At 59.5% G+C, this 15,625-nt stretch carries 12 protein-coding genes; 5 read left to right on the top strand and 7 right to left on the bottom strand.

Going from position 1 to position 15,625, the window contains the following annotated elements; all coding sequences use genetic code 11:
* Positions 1-29: 29 nt before the first annotated feature.
* The 3 genes from GVI59_RS07880 to GVI59_RS07870 all read left to right on the top strand — a co-directional run bounded on the left by GVI59_RS07880 (position 30) and on the right by GVI59_RS07870 (position 3,380).
* Positions 30-1,310: a hypothetical protein gene (locus tag GVI59_RS07880; RefSeq protein WP_173573731.1), complete on the top strand. Its 1,281-nt coding sequence runs from the start codon at positions 30-32 to the stop codon at positions 1,308-1,310.
* Positions 1,311-1,557: 247 nt separating this feature from the next.
* Positions 1,558-2,667 carry a 3-isopropylmalate dehydrogenase gene (gene leuB, locus GVI59_RS07875; RefSeq protein ID WP_173573730.1) on the top strand — a complete coding sequence of 370 codons (1,110 nt, stop codon included), beginning with the start codon at positions 1,558-1,560 and terminating at the stop codon, positions 2,665-2,667.
* A gap of 197 nt (positions 2,668-2,864) precedes the next feature.
* Positions 2,865-3,380: a hypothetical protein gene (locus tag GVI59_RS07870; RefSeq protein ID WP_173573729.1), complete on the top strand. Its 516-nt coding sequence runs from the start codon at positions 2,865-2,867 to the stop codon at positions 3,378-3,380.
* Between the two features lie 310 nt (positions 3,381-3,690).
* On the opposite strand, the gene ycaC is transcribed toward GVI59_RS07870, so the two are convergent.
* Complete coding sequence (ycaC, locus tag GVI59_RS07865) at positions 3,691-4,311, bottom strand: isochorismate family cysteine hydrolase YcaC (RefSeq protein ID WP_173573728.1); 621 nt, start codon at positions 4,309-4,311, stop codon at positions 3,691-3,693.
* Positions 4,312-4,385: 74 nt separating this feature from the next.
* On the bottom strand, positions 4,386-5,252 hold the full coding sequence (locus GVI59_RS07860) for a pirin family protein (RefSeq protein WP_173573727.1): 867 nt from the start codon (positions 5,250-5,252) through the stop codon (positions 4,386-4,388).
* Positions 5,253-5,311: 59 nt separating this feature from the next.
* Here GVI59_RS07860 and GVI59_RS07855 point away from each other — a divergent pair, with 59 nt between their 5' ends.
* Positions 5,312-6,265 carry a LysR substrate-binding domain-containing protein gene (locus GVI59_RS07855; protein WP_194299064.1) on the top strand — a complete coding sequence of 318 codons (954 nt, stop codon included), beginning with the start codon at positions 5,312-5,314 and terminating at the stop codon, positions 6,263-6,265.
* Positions 6,266-6,321: 56 nt separating this feature from the next.
* On the opposite strand, the gene GVI59_RS07850 is transcribed toward GVI59_RS07855, so the two are convergent.
* The 5 genes from GVI59_RS07850 to GVI59_RS07830 all read right to left on the bottom strand — a co-directional run bounded on the left by GVI59_RS07850 (position 6,322) and on the right by GVI59_RS07830 (position 14,412).
* Positions 6,322-8,520 carry an FUSC family protein gene (locus tag GVI59_RS07850; protein ID WP_242013009.1) on the bottom strand — a complete coding sequence of 733 codons (2,199 nt, stop codon included), beginning with the start codon at positions 8,518-8,520 and terminating at the stop codon, positions 6,322-6,324.
* A gap of 331 nt (positions 8,521-8,851) precedes the next feature.
* Positions 8,852-9,376, bottom strand: coding sequence for an adenine phosphoribosyltransferase (locus tag GVI59_RS07845; RefSeq protein ID WP_173573779.1), 525 nt, complete (start codon positions 9,374-9,376; stop codon positions 8,852-8,854).
* Positions 9,377-9,559: 183 nt separating this feature from the next.
* Positions 9,560-11,797 (bottom strand): ATP-binding protein, encoded by a 2,238-nt coding sequence (locus GVI59_RS07840; RefSeq protein ID WP_173573725.1) that lies wholly within the window; start codon positions 11,795-11,797, stop codon positions 9,560-9,562.
* A 245-nt stretch (positions 11,798-12,042) separates the two neighbouring features.
* Positions 12,043-13,326, bottom strand: coding sequence for a multidrug effflux MFS transporter (locus tag GVI59_RS07835; RefSeq protein ID WP_173573724.1), 1,284 nt, complete (start codon positions 13,324-13,326; stop codon positions 12,043-12,045).
* A 306-nt stretch (positions 13,327-13,632) separates the two neighbouring features.
* Entirely contained in the window at positions 13,633-14,412 is a 780-nt protein-coding gene (locus GVI59_RS07830; protein WP_194299063.1) for a TVP38/TMEM64 family protein, read from the bottom strand.
* A 121-nt stretch (positions 14,413-14,533) separates the two neighbouring features.
* Between GVI59_RS07830 and GVI59_RS07825 the strand changes: the two genes are divergently transcribed.
* Positions 14,534-15,592 carry a COX15/CtaA family protein gene (locus GVI59_RS07825; RefSeq protein ID WP_173573778.1) on the top strand — a complete coding sequence of 353 codons (1,059 nt, stop codon included), beginning with the start codon at positions 14,534-14,536 and terminating at the stop codon, positions 15,590-15,592.
* Positions 15,593-15,625: the final 33 nt, after the last annotated feature.

The raw sequence follows: 15,625 nt of genomic DNA, 5'->3' as shown, positions 1-15,625 counted from the left end.
GCTGTTCGTAATTTTACCAAAGGCTCTATATGCGCGCGTTCCGTCGACCTGCTCCGTTATTTGCCGACACCATGCGCATAGACGGTCCTTCTTCCGCGGCATTCCTGCTTGGCATCGCGATCTTCAGCCTGATCACCTTTTTGCGGTGGCCTGAAATTCTCACACATCCCACTTTCTGGGGAGAGGATGGATGGTTCTGGTGGCCGGAAGCCCGCAAGTTTGGTCTCGGCAGCCTTCTCATGCCCCACACGGGCTATTTCCAGACGGATAGTCGACTTATCGGCCTGCTGGCCGCTCCTTTTCCGCTGAAGGATGGACCGCTGATATTCGCACTGGCGGCGTTCATTTTCCAGATCATGCCGCCTGCCTATTTCCTGTCCTCCCGATGCGCCGCACTATGTCCATCGACAGCACTCCGCTTTATGATCGGGGCCATCCTCTGCGCGATGCCGAATACATGGGAGGTTTATGCCAATCTGACAAATAGTCAGTGGCATCTTGCGGTGTTGGCATTTCTCATCATTGTCGCCTCTCCGCCCCGCACGGCGGCTGGTTGGGTGTTTGATTGCCTCATGCTGGTCATCAGTGGATTAAGTGGCCCATTCGCCGTGTTTTTGCTTCCAATAGCGGCATGGGTGACCTGGAGTCAGCCTGACAAGGTCCGTTTCACACGATTTGGACTTTTGTTCGCCTGCGCCGCCATTCAGGCAGGCTCGATTTTGCAGCAACCCCGTGATGTCGCTCCTCATCTGGGCGCCAGCCTGACAGGATTGGCGCGTCTGATCGCGGGACAGATTGTTGCCGCGACGCTTTTGGGTCATCTGCATCTTCCGCACCTTTATACTCTTTCTCTCTGGAAGAGTGGCGTGTTGCCCTGGATTCTGGCGCTTGGAGGGGTATGGCTGATGATCGATGCCTGCCGACGTTTCCCTGCGGTGCGACTGTATGGCGTGTTTGCTCTTTTTGTGCTGGCCGCTTCTCTCTGGCGCCCTCTGGCATGGGATAACTCTCCCATGTGGGAGCTGCTTCTGCTGCCTGATTCAAGTGTGCGGTATTTTTATATTCCCATTACTTTCTGGCTTGTTGTCCTTACCACACTTTCTTTCGCAGCTTCCCGAGGCTGGACCCGGACTTTTGCGCGTATTGGGCTGCTGATGTGTCTGTTGGTTGGCATTCCTTACGACTGGCGGATGCCGGTAGAGCCAGACCGTGGCTTTTCTGCTTTGAGCGAGAAATACGAAACACTGTCTCCCGGAGCTTTCATCGACCTTCCGATGCGGCCGAATACGCATTTTATCCTGCAGAAATAGCGGCAGTAGATTAATCCCTAGAAGGATGGAGCGTGTTATCAGGCACGCTTCCTTCGTCATGGTTCCAAAAATGCCTGCTTCAGTAATGGCCTCGGCAAGGTTTGAGGCACTTTCCGCCGGACATATCATTGTGGCTGGAGAAATTCCGATGATCCCCAGTGATCAGAGGTATCATCGGCGGCTACATTGAACCCCCCCGTCCCGGCTGGTAGATACGCGGCTAAACAACAGGACACCGGAGATTGTCATGAGTGCCAGGAAACTGCTGATCCTCCCGGGCGACGGCATCGGCCCCGAAGTCATGCGCGAAGTGGCGCGCGTCACCGCATGGCTCAGCCGCAAGCGCGGCATCACGTTCGACGTCTCCGAAGACCTTGTCGGTGGTGCGTCGCTGGCCGAATACGGCACGCCGATCCGCGAGGAAGTCATCCAGAAGGCCCGCGAGGCTGACGCCGTGCTGTTCGGCTCCGTGGGCGACCCGAAGTGGAACACTGTCGGCTTCGACAAGCGCCCGGAACTGGCCATTCTCAAGCTGCGTCAGGAACTCGGCCTGTTCGCCAACCTGCGTCCGGCCAAGGTGTTTGACGCGCTGGTGGACGCCTCCACCCTCAAGCCGGAGGTCGTGAAGGGCCTCGACATCATGATCGTCCGCGAGAGCACAGGCGGTATCTATTTCGGCGACCCACGCGGCATTGAGACGCTGCCGAACGGCGAGAAGCGCGGCATCAACACGGAAGTCTACACGACGCACGAAATCGAGCGCGTCGGTCGCATCGCTTTCGAGATGGCCCGCAAGCGCCAGAACAGCGTCTGCTCCGTCGAGAAGCACAATGTCATGGAAAGCGGCCTGCTGTGGAAAGAGGTCATCACTGACCTCCACGCCCGCGAATATTCCGACGTGACGCTGTCGCACATGCTGGCCGACAACTGCGCCATGCAGCTGGTCCGCAATCCGCGCCAGTTCGATGTGATCGTCACCGGCAACCTGTTCGGCGACGTCCTGTCCGATCTCGCGTCCATGCTGACCGGCAGCCTCGGCATGCTGCCGTCCGCCACCCTTGGAGCGAAGCATTCCGACGGTCGCATGCCCGCGCTCTATGAGCCGATCCACGGCAGCGCCCCGGATATCGCTGGCAAAGGCATCGCCAACCCCATCGCGCAGATCCTCTCTCTGGCGATGCTGCTGCGTTACTCCTTCGATCTCGAAACCGAAGCGACGATGATCGAGAACGCGGTCTCGGCCGTGCTGGCGACCGGTCTGCGCACGGCGGACATCATGAGCGAAGGCAAGGCCCGCGTCGGCACCGACGTCATGGGCGAGGCGATTGTCCGCGAACTGGACAAGCTGGCCGACTGAGGACTGAAGACAGGAAAGTCTCAGCCGGCGCGTCCTCTGAGACTTTCCTGAAATCCTGATTGTCCTGAACAGAAGGGATGAGCGCCGGGACGACCCGGCGCGCTCCTGAATGGCTGTCATGCTGTAGAGGTGTTCTGCCTCACACCCGTCTCTCGCTAAAAACATTCCCATCAGACAGACGCTGTGAGGAATGGACGATGACAACGACATGGGGTGATTTTCAGGCGATCATCCAGCTTTCGGCCGGATTGAACGTCGCCATCCTCAGCTTTGTCGATATCAGTATTCCCGCCATCAAGGAACGCCGTCACGTCTTTACCAAGGCGCGGCAGGAACTCGATATCTATCGCAAGAATCCCCACAAGATCACCACCGAAGACAAGGCGGCGCATGCCGACAAGGTGGGAGAGATTGACCGTCAGCTGTTCGATCTCTGGCATGAAACCTCGGATTTCGAACAGGTTGAGGATTCAATGCTCAAGACCACAGGGGTGTTCGGTCTGCTCGGAGCGATCCTGAGCATCAGCCTGCTCTGGTATTCCGGCGTCCGTTATGACACCCCGCTGCCCCCGTTTGGCATGGTGCTGACGCTGGCGTCCTTTCTGTCCCTGTTCGCGGCCTTCTGCGTGAATTTCTTTACGGCATTTCGCGCCACGCACTACACGAAACGCTGCAACACCCTGCGGCAGAAGATGCGCGAGACACTGAAGTAACGGCGCATCTTACGCAGAAATGCCTGCTTCGACTCTTTTCGTGCGCTGACCTGTTCGTCAATAGGTGCGGAGATTTATACGGATATCATAAGTAAAACAATTACTGATCCATGCGGGTAAATGATCTTTTTCTGCCTGGTTTCAGCACAACCTCGCCGAACCCAGACAGTACAGATCAGTCTTCTGAACACCTGCGCTCAGATCGCCATATCATTCCTGACGATTATTACATCACCTATCGCCCAAAACAGGATCAATACTTCTCAGTCATTGGGCCGCTGCTGGCAAGCAGGCTGCCCAGAACTCCGCTTCACATCCTGTTCTGTGTGTAAGATGTAATCAGATTCCGATAATCAGGAATGTGGTTCGACAGAAGAGTACCAAGCCCTTCCACGTCATTTCGCCAATCCCGGTGCAATTCACATGCTACGCCAAACCACGTCATCAACTGCGCTCCGGCTGCTTCCATGCGCCTCCAGGCAGCATCGCGGGTCATGGCGTTAAAGGTGCCGGAAGCATCCGTGACGACAAAAACCTCGTACCCTTCAGCAAGAGCAGACAGGACAGGGAAAGCCACACAGACTTCGGTCACCACGCCAGCAATAAGAAGCTGCTTCTTGCCAGTAGCCTTTATCGCGGCGACAAAGTCGGAATTATCCCAGGCATTGATCTGCCCCGGTCGGGCGATAAACGGCGCATCCGGAAATATCTGCTTGAGCTCGGGAACGATTGGGCCGTTTGGCCCTTCTTCAAAACTCGTCGTCAGAATAGTTGGTAATTTGAAATAGTGCGCAAGGTCCGCCAGCGCCAGAACATTATTCTTGAACTTGTCCGGATCGATATCACGCACAAGCGACAGCAGCCCTGTCTGGTGATCGACAAGCAGAACGGCAGCATTGTCCTTATCAAGACGCACATAAGGTTTGTTCATGTCAGATCCCCTGTTTTTCAAGAAAAGAAGATCCCCCGGCGTTTCCAGAACGAGGATCTGCCCGATAGTACGTTTCAGGCAATGACGCCGAACCGACCGGCCCGCATATCGCTGACCGCCTGCTGAATTTCTTCTTCTGTGTTCATGACGAACGGCCCATATCCAACTATCGGTTCATTCAGTGGTTCGCCCGTCAGGATCAGGAAGCTCGATTCAACCGACGCCTGCACGGACACCTGCGTTCCGGCCGTCCCCAGAAGGAGAAACTGCGCACTGCCCAACTCTTCCGTGTTGTTCACGATCAGCTTTCCTTCCAACGATACGATGGCGCTGTTGTGCCCTTCCGGAAGGTCAAAGGTGACGTGTCCGCCCTGATGAAGAACGCCATCCCACACGTTCAGCGGCGAAAATATCCGGGCCGGTCCATGAGTGACGCCATATTCTCCAGCGATGATCCGCAGAAACCCCGCGTCATCAGGCAACGTCACGACCGGAATGTCTGCCGCGAGCAGCGTCTGATAGGCAGCGGGCACCGCCTTGTCCTTTGCCCGCAGATTGACCCAGAGCTGAACCATGCGGAATGGGCCACCGGACTTTGCATAGGCCGGAGAATGATATTCCTCATGCTGGATCCCCCGACCGGCGGTCATCCACTGCACATCCCCCGGTCCGATCACGCCTCCCGCGCCGGAAGAGTCGCGATGCTCGACCTCTCCGTCATAAACGATCGTGACGGTTTCAAAGCCCTTGTGAGGGTGCTCCCCTACCCCACGGCGGGCGTCTGTCGGCTGAAACTGGTGGGGGCCTGCATAATCCAGCAGCAGAAACGGACTCAGATGCCTGCCGAACTCACTGTATGAAAACAGGGAACGGACGGGAAAACCGTCTCCCACCCAGTGGCCGCGATCATTTCCGTAGCGGCCGAGAATCTGTTTCTGCATGGCTCTGCTCCTCAATATCTTGATGGCGACTATGCGACGATCTGATCGTCTCCTGAAGATTGCCGAATCGAACGATCCGTTCTACTGATAGAACGATAAGGGATCTCAATGATTTCTATTATTTCGTGCTGGTCGTTCGACACGGAGGATACTCTGCCGCCGCCCGCGTGACCGGCCTACAGAAATCTCTCCTGAGTCGCCGGATTCAGCTTCTGGAAGAACGCCTGCACACGCGGCTCATCCAGCGGTCCTCACGCCATTTCAAAATTACGGAAATTGGAAGCAGATTTTACGAGCATTGTGTCGCCCTTCTCGAAGAAGCCGATCTGGCGGAACGATCCGTCGCAGAACTGCAAAGCGAACCGTGCGGGGTAATCCGCCTGAGTTGCCCTGTGGCCCTTCTCAATTTCCAGTTCGGTGCGCTGCTGGCGCGCTTTATGCAGAAATACCCGGCCGTCACAGTGCATCTTGAAAGCACCAACCGACGCGTGGATGTGCTGAAGGAAGGCTTCGATCTTGCTATCCGTGTGCGTTTCCCGCCCCTTGAGTCTTCCGACCTCGTCATGCGCGTCTTCGACACAAGTATTCAGTGTCTCGTCGCAGCCCCGGAACTGCTGACAACACCTTTAACGTCACCCGCCGATCTTGGCGCGTTCCCCAGCATGGACTTTCATACCGGTCCCGGCGCTCATTCCTGGCTTCTGGAGAATCAGGAGGGACAAACAGCAACCGTTTTTCATGAGCCCAGGTTTGTCACGGATGATATGGCGGTGCTCCGTGAGGCTGCGCTTGCTGGCAACGGCATCGTGCAACTCCCTACCATGATGGTCTGGAAGGACCTCAAGGCAGGAAGACTGGTCTCACTCCTGCCCAACTGGCATCCCCGCGCAGGCATCATTCATGCAGTTTTTCCCTCAAAACGCGGCGTCATTCCGGCGCTCAGGGCATTGCTCGATTTTCTGGCTCATGAATGCGCCGTGCAACGGCAGCAGATCAGCAAAGCAATCCAGTAGTTTGCCGTTGGAAGAGAGAGTTTTTATCTGGAAACCGATAGTCAGTCTTAAGCAAATCAGGAAAACACCGGGTCCAGATAAGGGCTGGACGCATCAAAGAACAGTCGGTTCTCTTTCAGTTCCGCCGCAATGACACGCAGATCGGCCAGCGCCCGCAGGATTTCCACACGCTGGGACAGGTTTGTCTCTCCCTGTTCCAGCCGCACCAGCGCCGCGACCGCCGCATCGGTCGCGTGTTCCGTCCGGCCATAATGTCCGCCATAGCGACCGGTGAACTGGGCCATCCGCGCCAGCATGTCCTGCACATTCCGCGTTGCCGGCGCCGGCAGATTGCCACGGGCCATCACCTCTCGCAGGCTCAGGATCGCAAGCCCGACGGTCATGCCGGACAGGACGCCCTGCAGATAGGCGTCCACCACGGGGCCGCGCCGTCCGCCAACCGTGTTGAGCAGCCGGACCATCCGTTCAATGCTGACGCCAATTACGTCATGCGGGCGCAGCGGGTAGGCGCGACGGGCGAGTCCCCGCAGCATCTGAAGGATCTGCAGGCGCATGGTCCAGCGCACGCCATCCGGATCAAGCGGCAGGAAGACGCGATACATCCACATGCAGAACGCCATAGTCAGGAAAAGCGGCATGGCGGTGTTGAAGAAGGAAATCTCGTCCAGCATCCGCTCGTCGTTGAACGGACTGACCAGAATGGTGAGGAACAGGTTGTAGGCCACCGCACCCAGAATGGTGGCGGGATTTGAGAAAGCCAGACCACCGACCATCATGACGGGAATGAAGCACATGGCCATCATCTCGTAAGTCGAGATGGCGGGCATGACGAGTATCACCATGAACGCGGCGACCGCCGTGACCATCACCGTGCCATGCAGAAAGGCGCGGGTGGCGACCGCAGGTGTTTCGAGTGTCGAGAAGAGCGAATTGATGATGCCGACGAACATCAGGAAGAACAGCCCCTGCGGCCATGCCGTGGTGATCCAGATTACGCCAGCCACGAACATGGACATGCTGGCGCGCAGACTGTTACCGGTCGCCTGACGCCAGTCGCGCCAGGTCTCGATCGGATAATGGAAATGGTCATGAGCGATCGGGTTGCGGCTGGCCTCGAACTGTTGCAGCGAGGTCGCCAGTTCGTCGAGCATGTCGCCCAGAACATGAACAGCCTGTCCTTCCCGCGTCACGATGGTCTCCGCCACCACATCGACAGGAGGATGCGTGACCATGTCCATCTCACGCGCCAGACAGTTGGCGGCTTCCACACGGCTCGTGGAACGCAGGGTGCCCAGTTCGGCCATGACGGCGCTGAATTCGGCAGGATCGGTCAGACGATCGGGCAAAGACAGCAGAAAGGAGCGGCTGTCGGCGGCCAATTTGTCCCAGCTTGCGCCGCAGGAGGCCGGATCGGCCATCAGCGCCGCAAGCTCCAGCCCACGGGAGAACAGGGCGGCGACGCCCGACAGGGCCGCGCGGGCATGATCGCCTTCGCGCCCGTGTTTTCCCATCTCGATCTCGGCAAATTCGATCTGATCGCCAAGTCCAGCCAGAGTGGCCATCATTTCGGCCGAGGTGCGGAGCGCATTGCGGTCACCGCCGAGCAGCGCGCCGAGTGTCTTGGCGGTTGGTCTGATCGCCGCCACATAATTGTCGACCAGCCGGTTCCGGGCGCGCTGGGTCAGCCTGAACTGGAAAAGGGAGGAAATAACGGTTTCACAGACGATGCCCAGCGTGATGTAGGTCGCACGCGCCATGGAGATTTCAAAGATATGGTTGGGATCCGTGATGCCGTCGAGAGAGATGATCGACAGGGTGAAGCCGCTCGCCCTCATGCCGTGCATCCGGTAGTTGGCCATGGAGGCCGGTCCGGGAAGCAGGGTGCCTATAAAGCACAGCATCCCGATGGAGCCGGAGAGGAGCAGAATGAAGAGCAGCGGCTGCTGGGGCGCTGTGGCGACCAGCGTGATGGCGATCAGCGTACCCACGACCATGCCGAACATGTGCCAGCGGGCCTTGGCCAGAGACTTGCCGCGGGAACCCTGCGCGATCATCCAGACCGTGAGCGGCGCCCATTGCGGACTGCCGAGCTCCCACCACAGGGCGATGCCGAGCGCGATCAGGGAGGCGATGGTAGTGCGGAGCGCATAACCGAAATTCAGCAGGCTGGGCGCGTACAGCCATTTCTGCCGTCCGACCCATGAGCCAAACCAGCTGGATTCGAAACTGCTCAGAAAAGAATGAAGCCGGGCCATGAGGGGATGCTGTCCGGGAATCGCCCCATCATTCATGCCCATACCTCACGTTATCACCCGAACCGACAGTCATTGTGACCGCTTACACCAGCATGCTTACAAGCACGTATCATCGGGATGAATAACTCAATTTCCCGCAAGCGGGGGGCGCGACACACACATGGCCGCATGAATGCGACGAATATTGAAGAACCGGCCGACCTCGGAAGGGAAGAAAGGCTTCTCTTTACTGTCAAAATGATCTTTTACCGGTTTCGGTCAGCAATGGGTCCATCCCATGAGTGTCTGTCGCGATGGGGAGAGGCTTCTCTCCCCCACCTCGCCATGGTCCTCAGTCGTCGTAGGACAGCAGGGCATGCACAGGCACGTCGATCTTTTCACGACCGCGCAGCGCCGTCAGCTCCATCATCACGGAAGCGCCGACCACATTCGCGCCCGCCTTGCGCAGCAGGGCGATGGACGCGGCGAGCGTGCCGCCTGTCGCCAGCATGTCATCGGTCACGACCACGCGCTGGCCCGGCTGGATGGCGCCCGACTGAATATGCAGCGTATCCGTGCCGTATTCGAGCGCATAGTTGTGGGAGATGGTCTCACCCGGTAGCTTGCCCGGCTTGCGGAGCATGATGATGCCCGCGCCCAGACGCGTGGCGAGCGGCGCTGCCGTCAGGAAGCCACGGGATTCGATGGCGGCCAGCTGATCCGGCTGCCAGGGGGCAACGGCGTGCGCCATGCGGGCCGTCGCCAGCTGCCAGGCGTCGGCGTTCCGCATGAGGGAACCAATGTCATAGAAGAGAATGCCCGGCTTCGGGAAATCGGGAATGCTTGAGATATACTGCTTGAGGTCGATGTCGTTCATGAACCGGGCCGATGCGAGTTGACGGGAAAACGTCTTCAGACAGGGGAACGCCAGAAGCATGACGCGTCTTCGGACAAAGCGGGGCGCACACTACTCTGTGAGGAAAGGGGTCGCAAGGTGACGCGGGCTGTTTGCAGCCATCCGCTTTTCATCGAGCCCACCGGAGCCGTTTTATGAAAGATATTACGCCGAAATGCGTTCCTGCATCGCAGCGGCCACCGTTCTGAGAAATCCCTCACGCCGGAAAGGCTTCGGCAGAAGCTGGACGATGGGAAGAGCTGCCGCTGGACGTGGACCATCCAGAGTGAAATCGCCGGACATGCAGACAATGCCCAGTTCCGGCAGACGCTCGCGCAGCAACCGTGCAAGCCGGAACCCGTCGAGCGGTCCGGGAAGCTGGATGTCCGTCACCAGAAGATCATAACTGTTGCCCGCTTCCACCACCAGATCGAACGCAGCTTCTCCATCCGCGGCTTCCGTGACGCGATATCCGTCAAGACCAAGAATGGTCGCAACAATATCACGAATGGCGGGATCATCCTCCACAACCAGAGCGCGGAGGTTGGTTTTGGTGGTTGCAGGCGTGTAATCGGGCGTGGACCGGCCTGTTTCGGTCAGGGCGCGCGGCAGCCAGAGCGACACGCATGTTCCGTGACCCGGAGCCGAAGCCACAACGACCCGCCCTCCGGCCTGCCGACAGAAATCAACCACCATGGCCATCCCCAGCCCGGTGCCCTCGCCGTCATCCTTCGTGGTGAAGAAGGGTTCGAAAAGCTGCTGGAGCACTTCCGGCCCCATACCGCAGCCGTCATCAGTGACATCCACCTTCACCCAGGCGCCAGCAGGCAGCGGCGTGGGCTCGGAGGACACAAGCAGACCACGATTGCCCTCGACGGGCAGCGTCAGCAGATCGACAGCCGTGGGATAGGACGCATTGCTGGCGCAGATGCTGATCTGACCGCCACCGGGCATGGCGTCGCGGGCGTTGATGGCGAGATTGAGCAGCGCGCTTTCAAGCTGGGCCGGATTGACCTGCACATGCCATATGTCCCTGGCGCTTCCACACTCCACGGTAATGCGGGGACCGATGACCCGGGCGAGAAGACCATTGGTCAGGGAGAAGATATCAGCCAGCGCGACGGTATCCGGGGCCGGTCTGTCACGCCGGGTAAAGGACAGCAGCTGACCCGTCAGGGCCTCGGACCGTCTGGCGGCATGAGCCGCGGCGTCCAGACAATGCTGTCGCCGTTCACTGTCAGAAACCTCACTGGCTTCCGTGGCGAGTTCGATGTTGCCCAGAATGACGGTCAGAAGATTCTTGAAATCATGCGCGATTCCGGCCGTAAGTTGTCCCACGGCGCGCAGTTTCTGCGATTCACCCAGAGCGCGCTCACTGCGCAGGCGAAGCGTGATGTCGTTGGCCGTCAGCACGAACCCGCGCCGGTCTTCCGCATGCAGACCATCGTCAGAGGCGAAGAACAGCGTCCGGCAGAGTTCAAGATCCGCGCCGTTGATTCCCTTGCACTCGACCATCACGGGTGGAGCGGACTGTCCCCGATGGAAGGCCCGCTCCACATGGGTGAAAGGCTCAAGAAGCGGCTGGCAGTCGACGACAAGGGCGGCGCTGAGATCTTCATACGACAGGCCCTGACGGAGAAACCCGTCATCGAGACCGAGTATGGAGCCAAGCCGGTCATTCCAGTGCCGGAGCTGACCGTCAGTGCCAAAGACGGCGACGCCGATGGCCAGACTGTCGAGCACGGCCCGGAGCTGGAGAGCGAGATTACGGCTCCGCGCTTCGGCCTGAGCGGCGGCGAGAGAGGTTCTGTCCAGAATCCACCCGGCCGTCACCATGATCAGCACACCGATGATGATGCCGATCGCATCGAGCCGTTTCTGCCAGCTCGTGTTGCGGAGCATGTCGGCGAGCCGCCCCTCGCGCCGCGCCGTATCGACACTGCTCAGACTGATGAGGGCCTCGTCGATGCCCGAGAGAGTGGTGTCGGTTTCCGGACGATTCAGGATCGCGTCATCAGACGCCTGCCAGTTCGCGATCGTGTCCAGAGAGGCCTTCAACTGGTCGAGACTGGCGGGACGGATGCGGTTCAGGCGTTCCTGAACCTGCTCCACCGACGGAAAGTCGCCTCTGATGACATTGATCTGCGCGAGCGAGTCGTGAAAGCACTGACGTTGTGTCTCATCATGGGAGGCCAGCCACGCAAAACGGCAGATGCGGGCCTGTTCAACCTGCCTGTCCAATGAACGAAGAATCTGGTCGGCGCTGGCGCTCTGACGGTCCATCTGGCCATGCCGCGCCATTTCGTTGCCCAGCTGCATGGCCAGGGTTCCGAAAGTCACAATCAGCAGCGCGGCGCCCAGAAGCGCAAGAACATGGGCCCGTTTGGCAGGATGGCGAGCCATCTTTTATCCCGTCAGATAGTGGCGCATACAGTATAGCACTGCCACACCGCGCCGTGCGTCAAGGCGTACCTTATACAGAAGACACAGAAAACGGACAGTTTTTCTGTCCGTTCATTCCGCCTTCAGCATGATCCGCACGTCTGACAATGGCCTTGCTGCCTCAAAGCCGGACCCGGCCTCCTGCTGAATCGCGAGTCCGTTGAGGCGACGCTGAACATCCTCACGAACCGCCGCTCCGGCCTGTTTTACCGGACGGGCGGACGCATCGGGAGGCAGAGCAGCATGGCGACCGCACCCGCCGCCATCCCGATGGCCATGGGCAGCGGCGTTTCGGAACCGAAGAATGGCAGGGAAGACAGCAGTCCGATAAGGACGCCCGCAATGGCGCCAAACACATACTGCATCGTCCCCGCCAGCGCGGACGCCGTACCGGCCACACGGGCCTGATCGGCCAGCGCTCCCATTGTGGCGTTCGGATAGATCACGCCCGTGGGGCTGAGCGTGAGCAGCATCGCCAGAATGACGAGGATCACCGTCAGAGACAGGCCATGCTCATGGGTGGGATGGGTATTGAGCCAGAACGAGATCGCCGTCAGCAGCAGACTGCCGACAAGAGATACGCAGATGGCGACGGAGAGAATCCTGTGCGGATCAAAACGGCTGACCAGAGCGCCGTTGACCTGCGACGCGCCGATCATGAACACGGCGAACAGGCCGAACAGCATGGAGAACTGGAACGGCGTGAAGTGAAACCCGTTGATGAAGACGGGTGAAGCCGCCGTCAGATAGCTGAACGACAGAAAGGTCGAAAATCCGGAGATCAGCGCGTGGGAGAGAAAGGCGCGATGACGCAGGAGCATCACATAGCGCATCATGAGCGTGATGGGCGGCAGACGCAGACGGAGATCGGGCTCCAGTGTCTCAGGCAGCATGCGCACCACCAGCAGCACGCACAGGACGCCATAGGCGGCAGACGCCCAGAAGATCACGCGCCATGACACGAAGGTCACGACGATACCGCCGAGCATGGGCGCAAGAATCGGCACCACGCCCATGACCATCACAAGCCGGGACATCATCCGCGCCCCTTCCCGCTGATCCGGCACGAGATCGCGGACACAGGCGGTCGGGATGACCAGACTGGCGGATCCCCCGATCGAGGCGACAAAACGGGCGATGCTGAACGTCATGATATCCGGCGCAGCAGCGCAGATGGCTGAACTGACGGCGAAGATGACATTTCCGGCGATCAGCGGCATGCGCCTTCCGAAGCGATCGGACAGGGGGCCGACGGTCAGCTGTCCGATGGCCAGTCCGACAAACCAGATGGACAGCGTCATCTGCACGGAGGACAGGCTCGTATGCAGCGTGTTCACCATCGAAGGGAACGCCGGCAGATAGATGTCTGTCGAGATGGGGCCGACAGCCGTCAGGAAGCCGAGCAGAACCGGCAGCCACCAGGGCGTTGTCGGTCGGACTTCATAGGTGTGTCGTGATGAAGGCTGCTGAGGCTGGGCGTTAGCGACCATGCCGTTTCCCGGATGCTATGTGTTCTGGTGATGTAAGGGCAAAAAAGATGAGGATTTTATGACGGACGCCCTCACGAAAAACGTGACGGCGACTTCAATCCTGCAAACCACACAGGAACGGCCTGCATGTTCTGCTGCTCCTAGCGTCCGGCTTCGCCTTTCCGCAAGGGGTATTCCAAGTTTTTCCAATGTTCTCTGTCATGATGAAGACTGGAACAACAGCCTCCGCCACGACAGCCAGTGTCCGTAACAGTAACAGGTCGGACGAGGTTTCGCGTCTCCCATCGCATCATGGCTGATACGCCTTCAGGAAAGATCGGTTTCACTGTCAATGGTGAGGCGTCTGAGCAGTCGATATCCCAGAACGCCTGAAGCGACAAAAAGCGCCACGGCAACGAGGGTTCGACCCGGACCGCCGAACTGTGCGCCTGAACCCAGCAGAACAAAGATGATGCTTTGTGGAAGGCTGCCGACCAGCGTCGCAGTGGTGAAAGGCCACAGGGCGACGGCGGACAGGCCCGCGAACAGGTTGAGCAGCAGGGACGACCCCACAGGCAGGAGACGCAGGGTGACAATCGTCTCGAACGGATGACGTGCGAGCATCCCGGCGACTCGTTCTCCGTACCGCATGAGAACTCCTCCCTTTCCCTGACGCTTTCTGCGGGCCATGGTTTCTCTGGCCCAGTGATGCGCCCCCCATCGCGCCCACGCCCAGCACAGCACAGCGCCCGCGACAGTACTCACAGTCGCGAGCGTCGTTCCTTCCACGAGGCCATAAGCCACCCCGGCCGCGAAACACAGGACCTGACGCGGCAGACCGAACAGACACCAGAGTGTCCCGGCGAGACAGAACCAGAAGCGACCGGACACGCCCTGACGAAGGTGCGCCGTATCGTTGAGAAGCGTATGGAGCGCGGGCACTTCCCGCAACGCAATCGCGCCGCCCAGAAGGACGATCAGCATGACAGCCGGACGCAGGAGAGAGAGCAGGGATGGGGCTGCCTGATCCCCGACGCCATGCGCCTGTCCCGGCGGCGCCTGCTCCTCGTGCGTTTCTGTCGGATCTGGCATGGGGCTTTCGCTCATGGCGCGCGGTAACACCTCCTTGCTCACGGTTGCAAGAGCGCGTTAAACGGACGAAATGTCCAATAGCTTCTCACCTGCCTCAGGCTCCTCCCGGATCGACGCCACACAGGAGGTCGATGGCATGACCCTGCGTGATCGTCGCCACGTCTCCAACTGGCTGCTGAGCATCTGCGTCATGCTGCTTGGCATGATCGCCCTCGGCGGCGCGACCCGCCTGACCGGCTCGGGCCTGTCGATCATGGAATGGCGTCCCCTGACGGGAATCATCCCTCCCCTCACCCACGCTCAATGGGAGCATGAATTCGCTCTCTATCAGGGCATCCCACAGTACAAGATCCTGCATGACGGGTTTGGACTGGCCGGGTTCCAGCAGATTTTCTGGCTGGAATGGATCCACCGTTTCTGGGGACGGCTCATGGGCATCAACCTGCTCGGCGGGCTGGCGTTCTTCGCTGTCCGGAGGGTTCTGACCCGTGGGCTGGTGATCCGCCTGCTGGTCTTCTTCGTGCTGGGCGGCCTTCAGGGCGCGATCGGATGGTTCATGGTGGCGTCGGGCTTCCGTCCCGACAGCACGGCGGTCGAGCCGGTCAGGCTGGTGCTGCATCTTGGCATGGCGCTGCTTCTGTATGTCGCCATCCTGTGGACGGCGCTCTCGGTGCGTTTCCCACAACCGGAAGCCCTGCCGGATATGATCGGCGCACGTCGGACCCGCACCTTCCTTCACGCAGCCCTCGGTCTGGTCGGCCTGACGATCGTGGCGGGCGGTTTTACGGCGGGGACACATGCTGGGTTTGTCTTCAACACCTTCCCGCTGATGGATGGCCATCTGATCCCGGAAGGGTACGCCAAGCTCAGTCCGTTCTGGTATAACTGGATCGCCAACATTCCGGCTGTCCAGTTTGATCACCGCCTGCTGGCGACCGTCACGGCGCTGACAATCGGCCTGACGGTTCTCACGGGAATGAAAACGAAACTCACCACCCGCGCTCATGCCGCAGTCGCATTACTGGGTTGGGCCGTGCTGATCCAGTACGCTCTGGGGGTCACGACGCTGCTGCTGGTCGTCCCGGTCTGGGCAGGCACCGTTCACCAGACATTCGCCGCCATTCTTCTGGGTGTTGGCGTGTTTGCGATGCACACACTGCGCGGCGCCAGAAGAAGTCGCTCGGAAAACATCTGAATGAGACAGTGTCTTTAAAACATTATGATGCTG

The organism is Acetobacter sicerae (genome assembly GCF_011516765.1).
GTDB lineage: Bacteria > Pseudomonadota > Alphaproteobacteria > Acetobacterales > Acetobacteraceae > Acetobacter > Acetobacter sicerae.
This window is presented reverse-complemented; position numbering and strand designations above follow the sequence as displayed.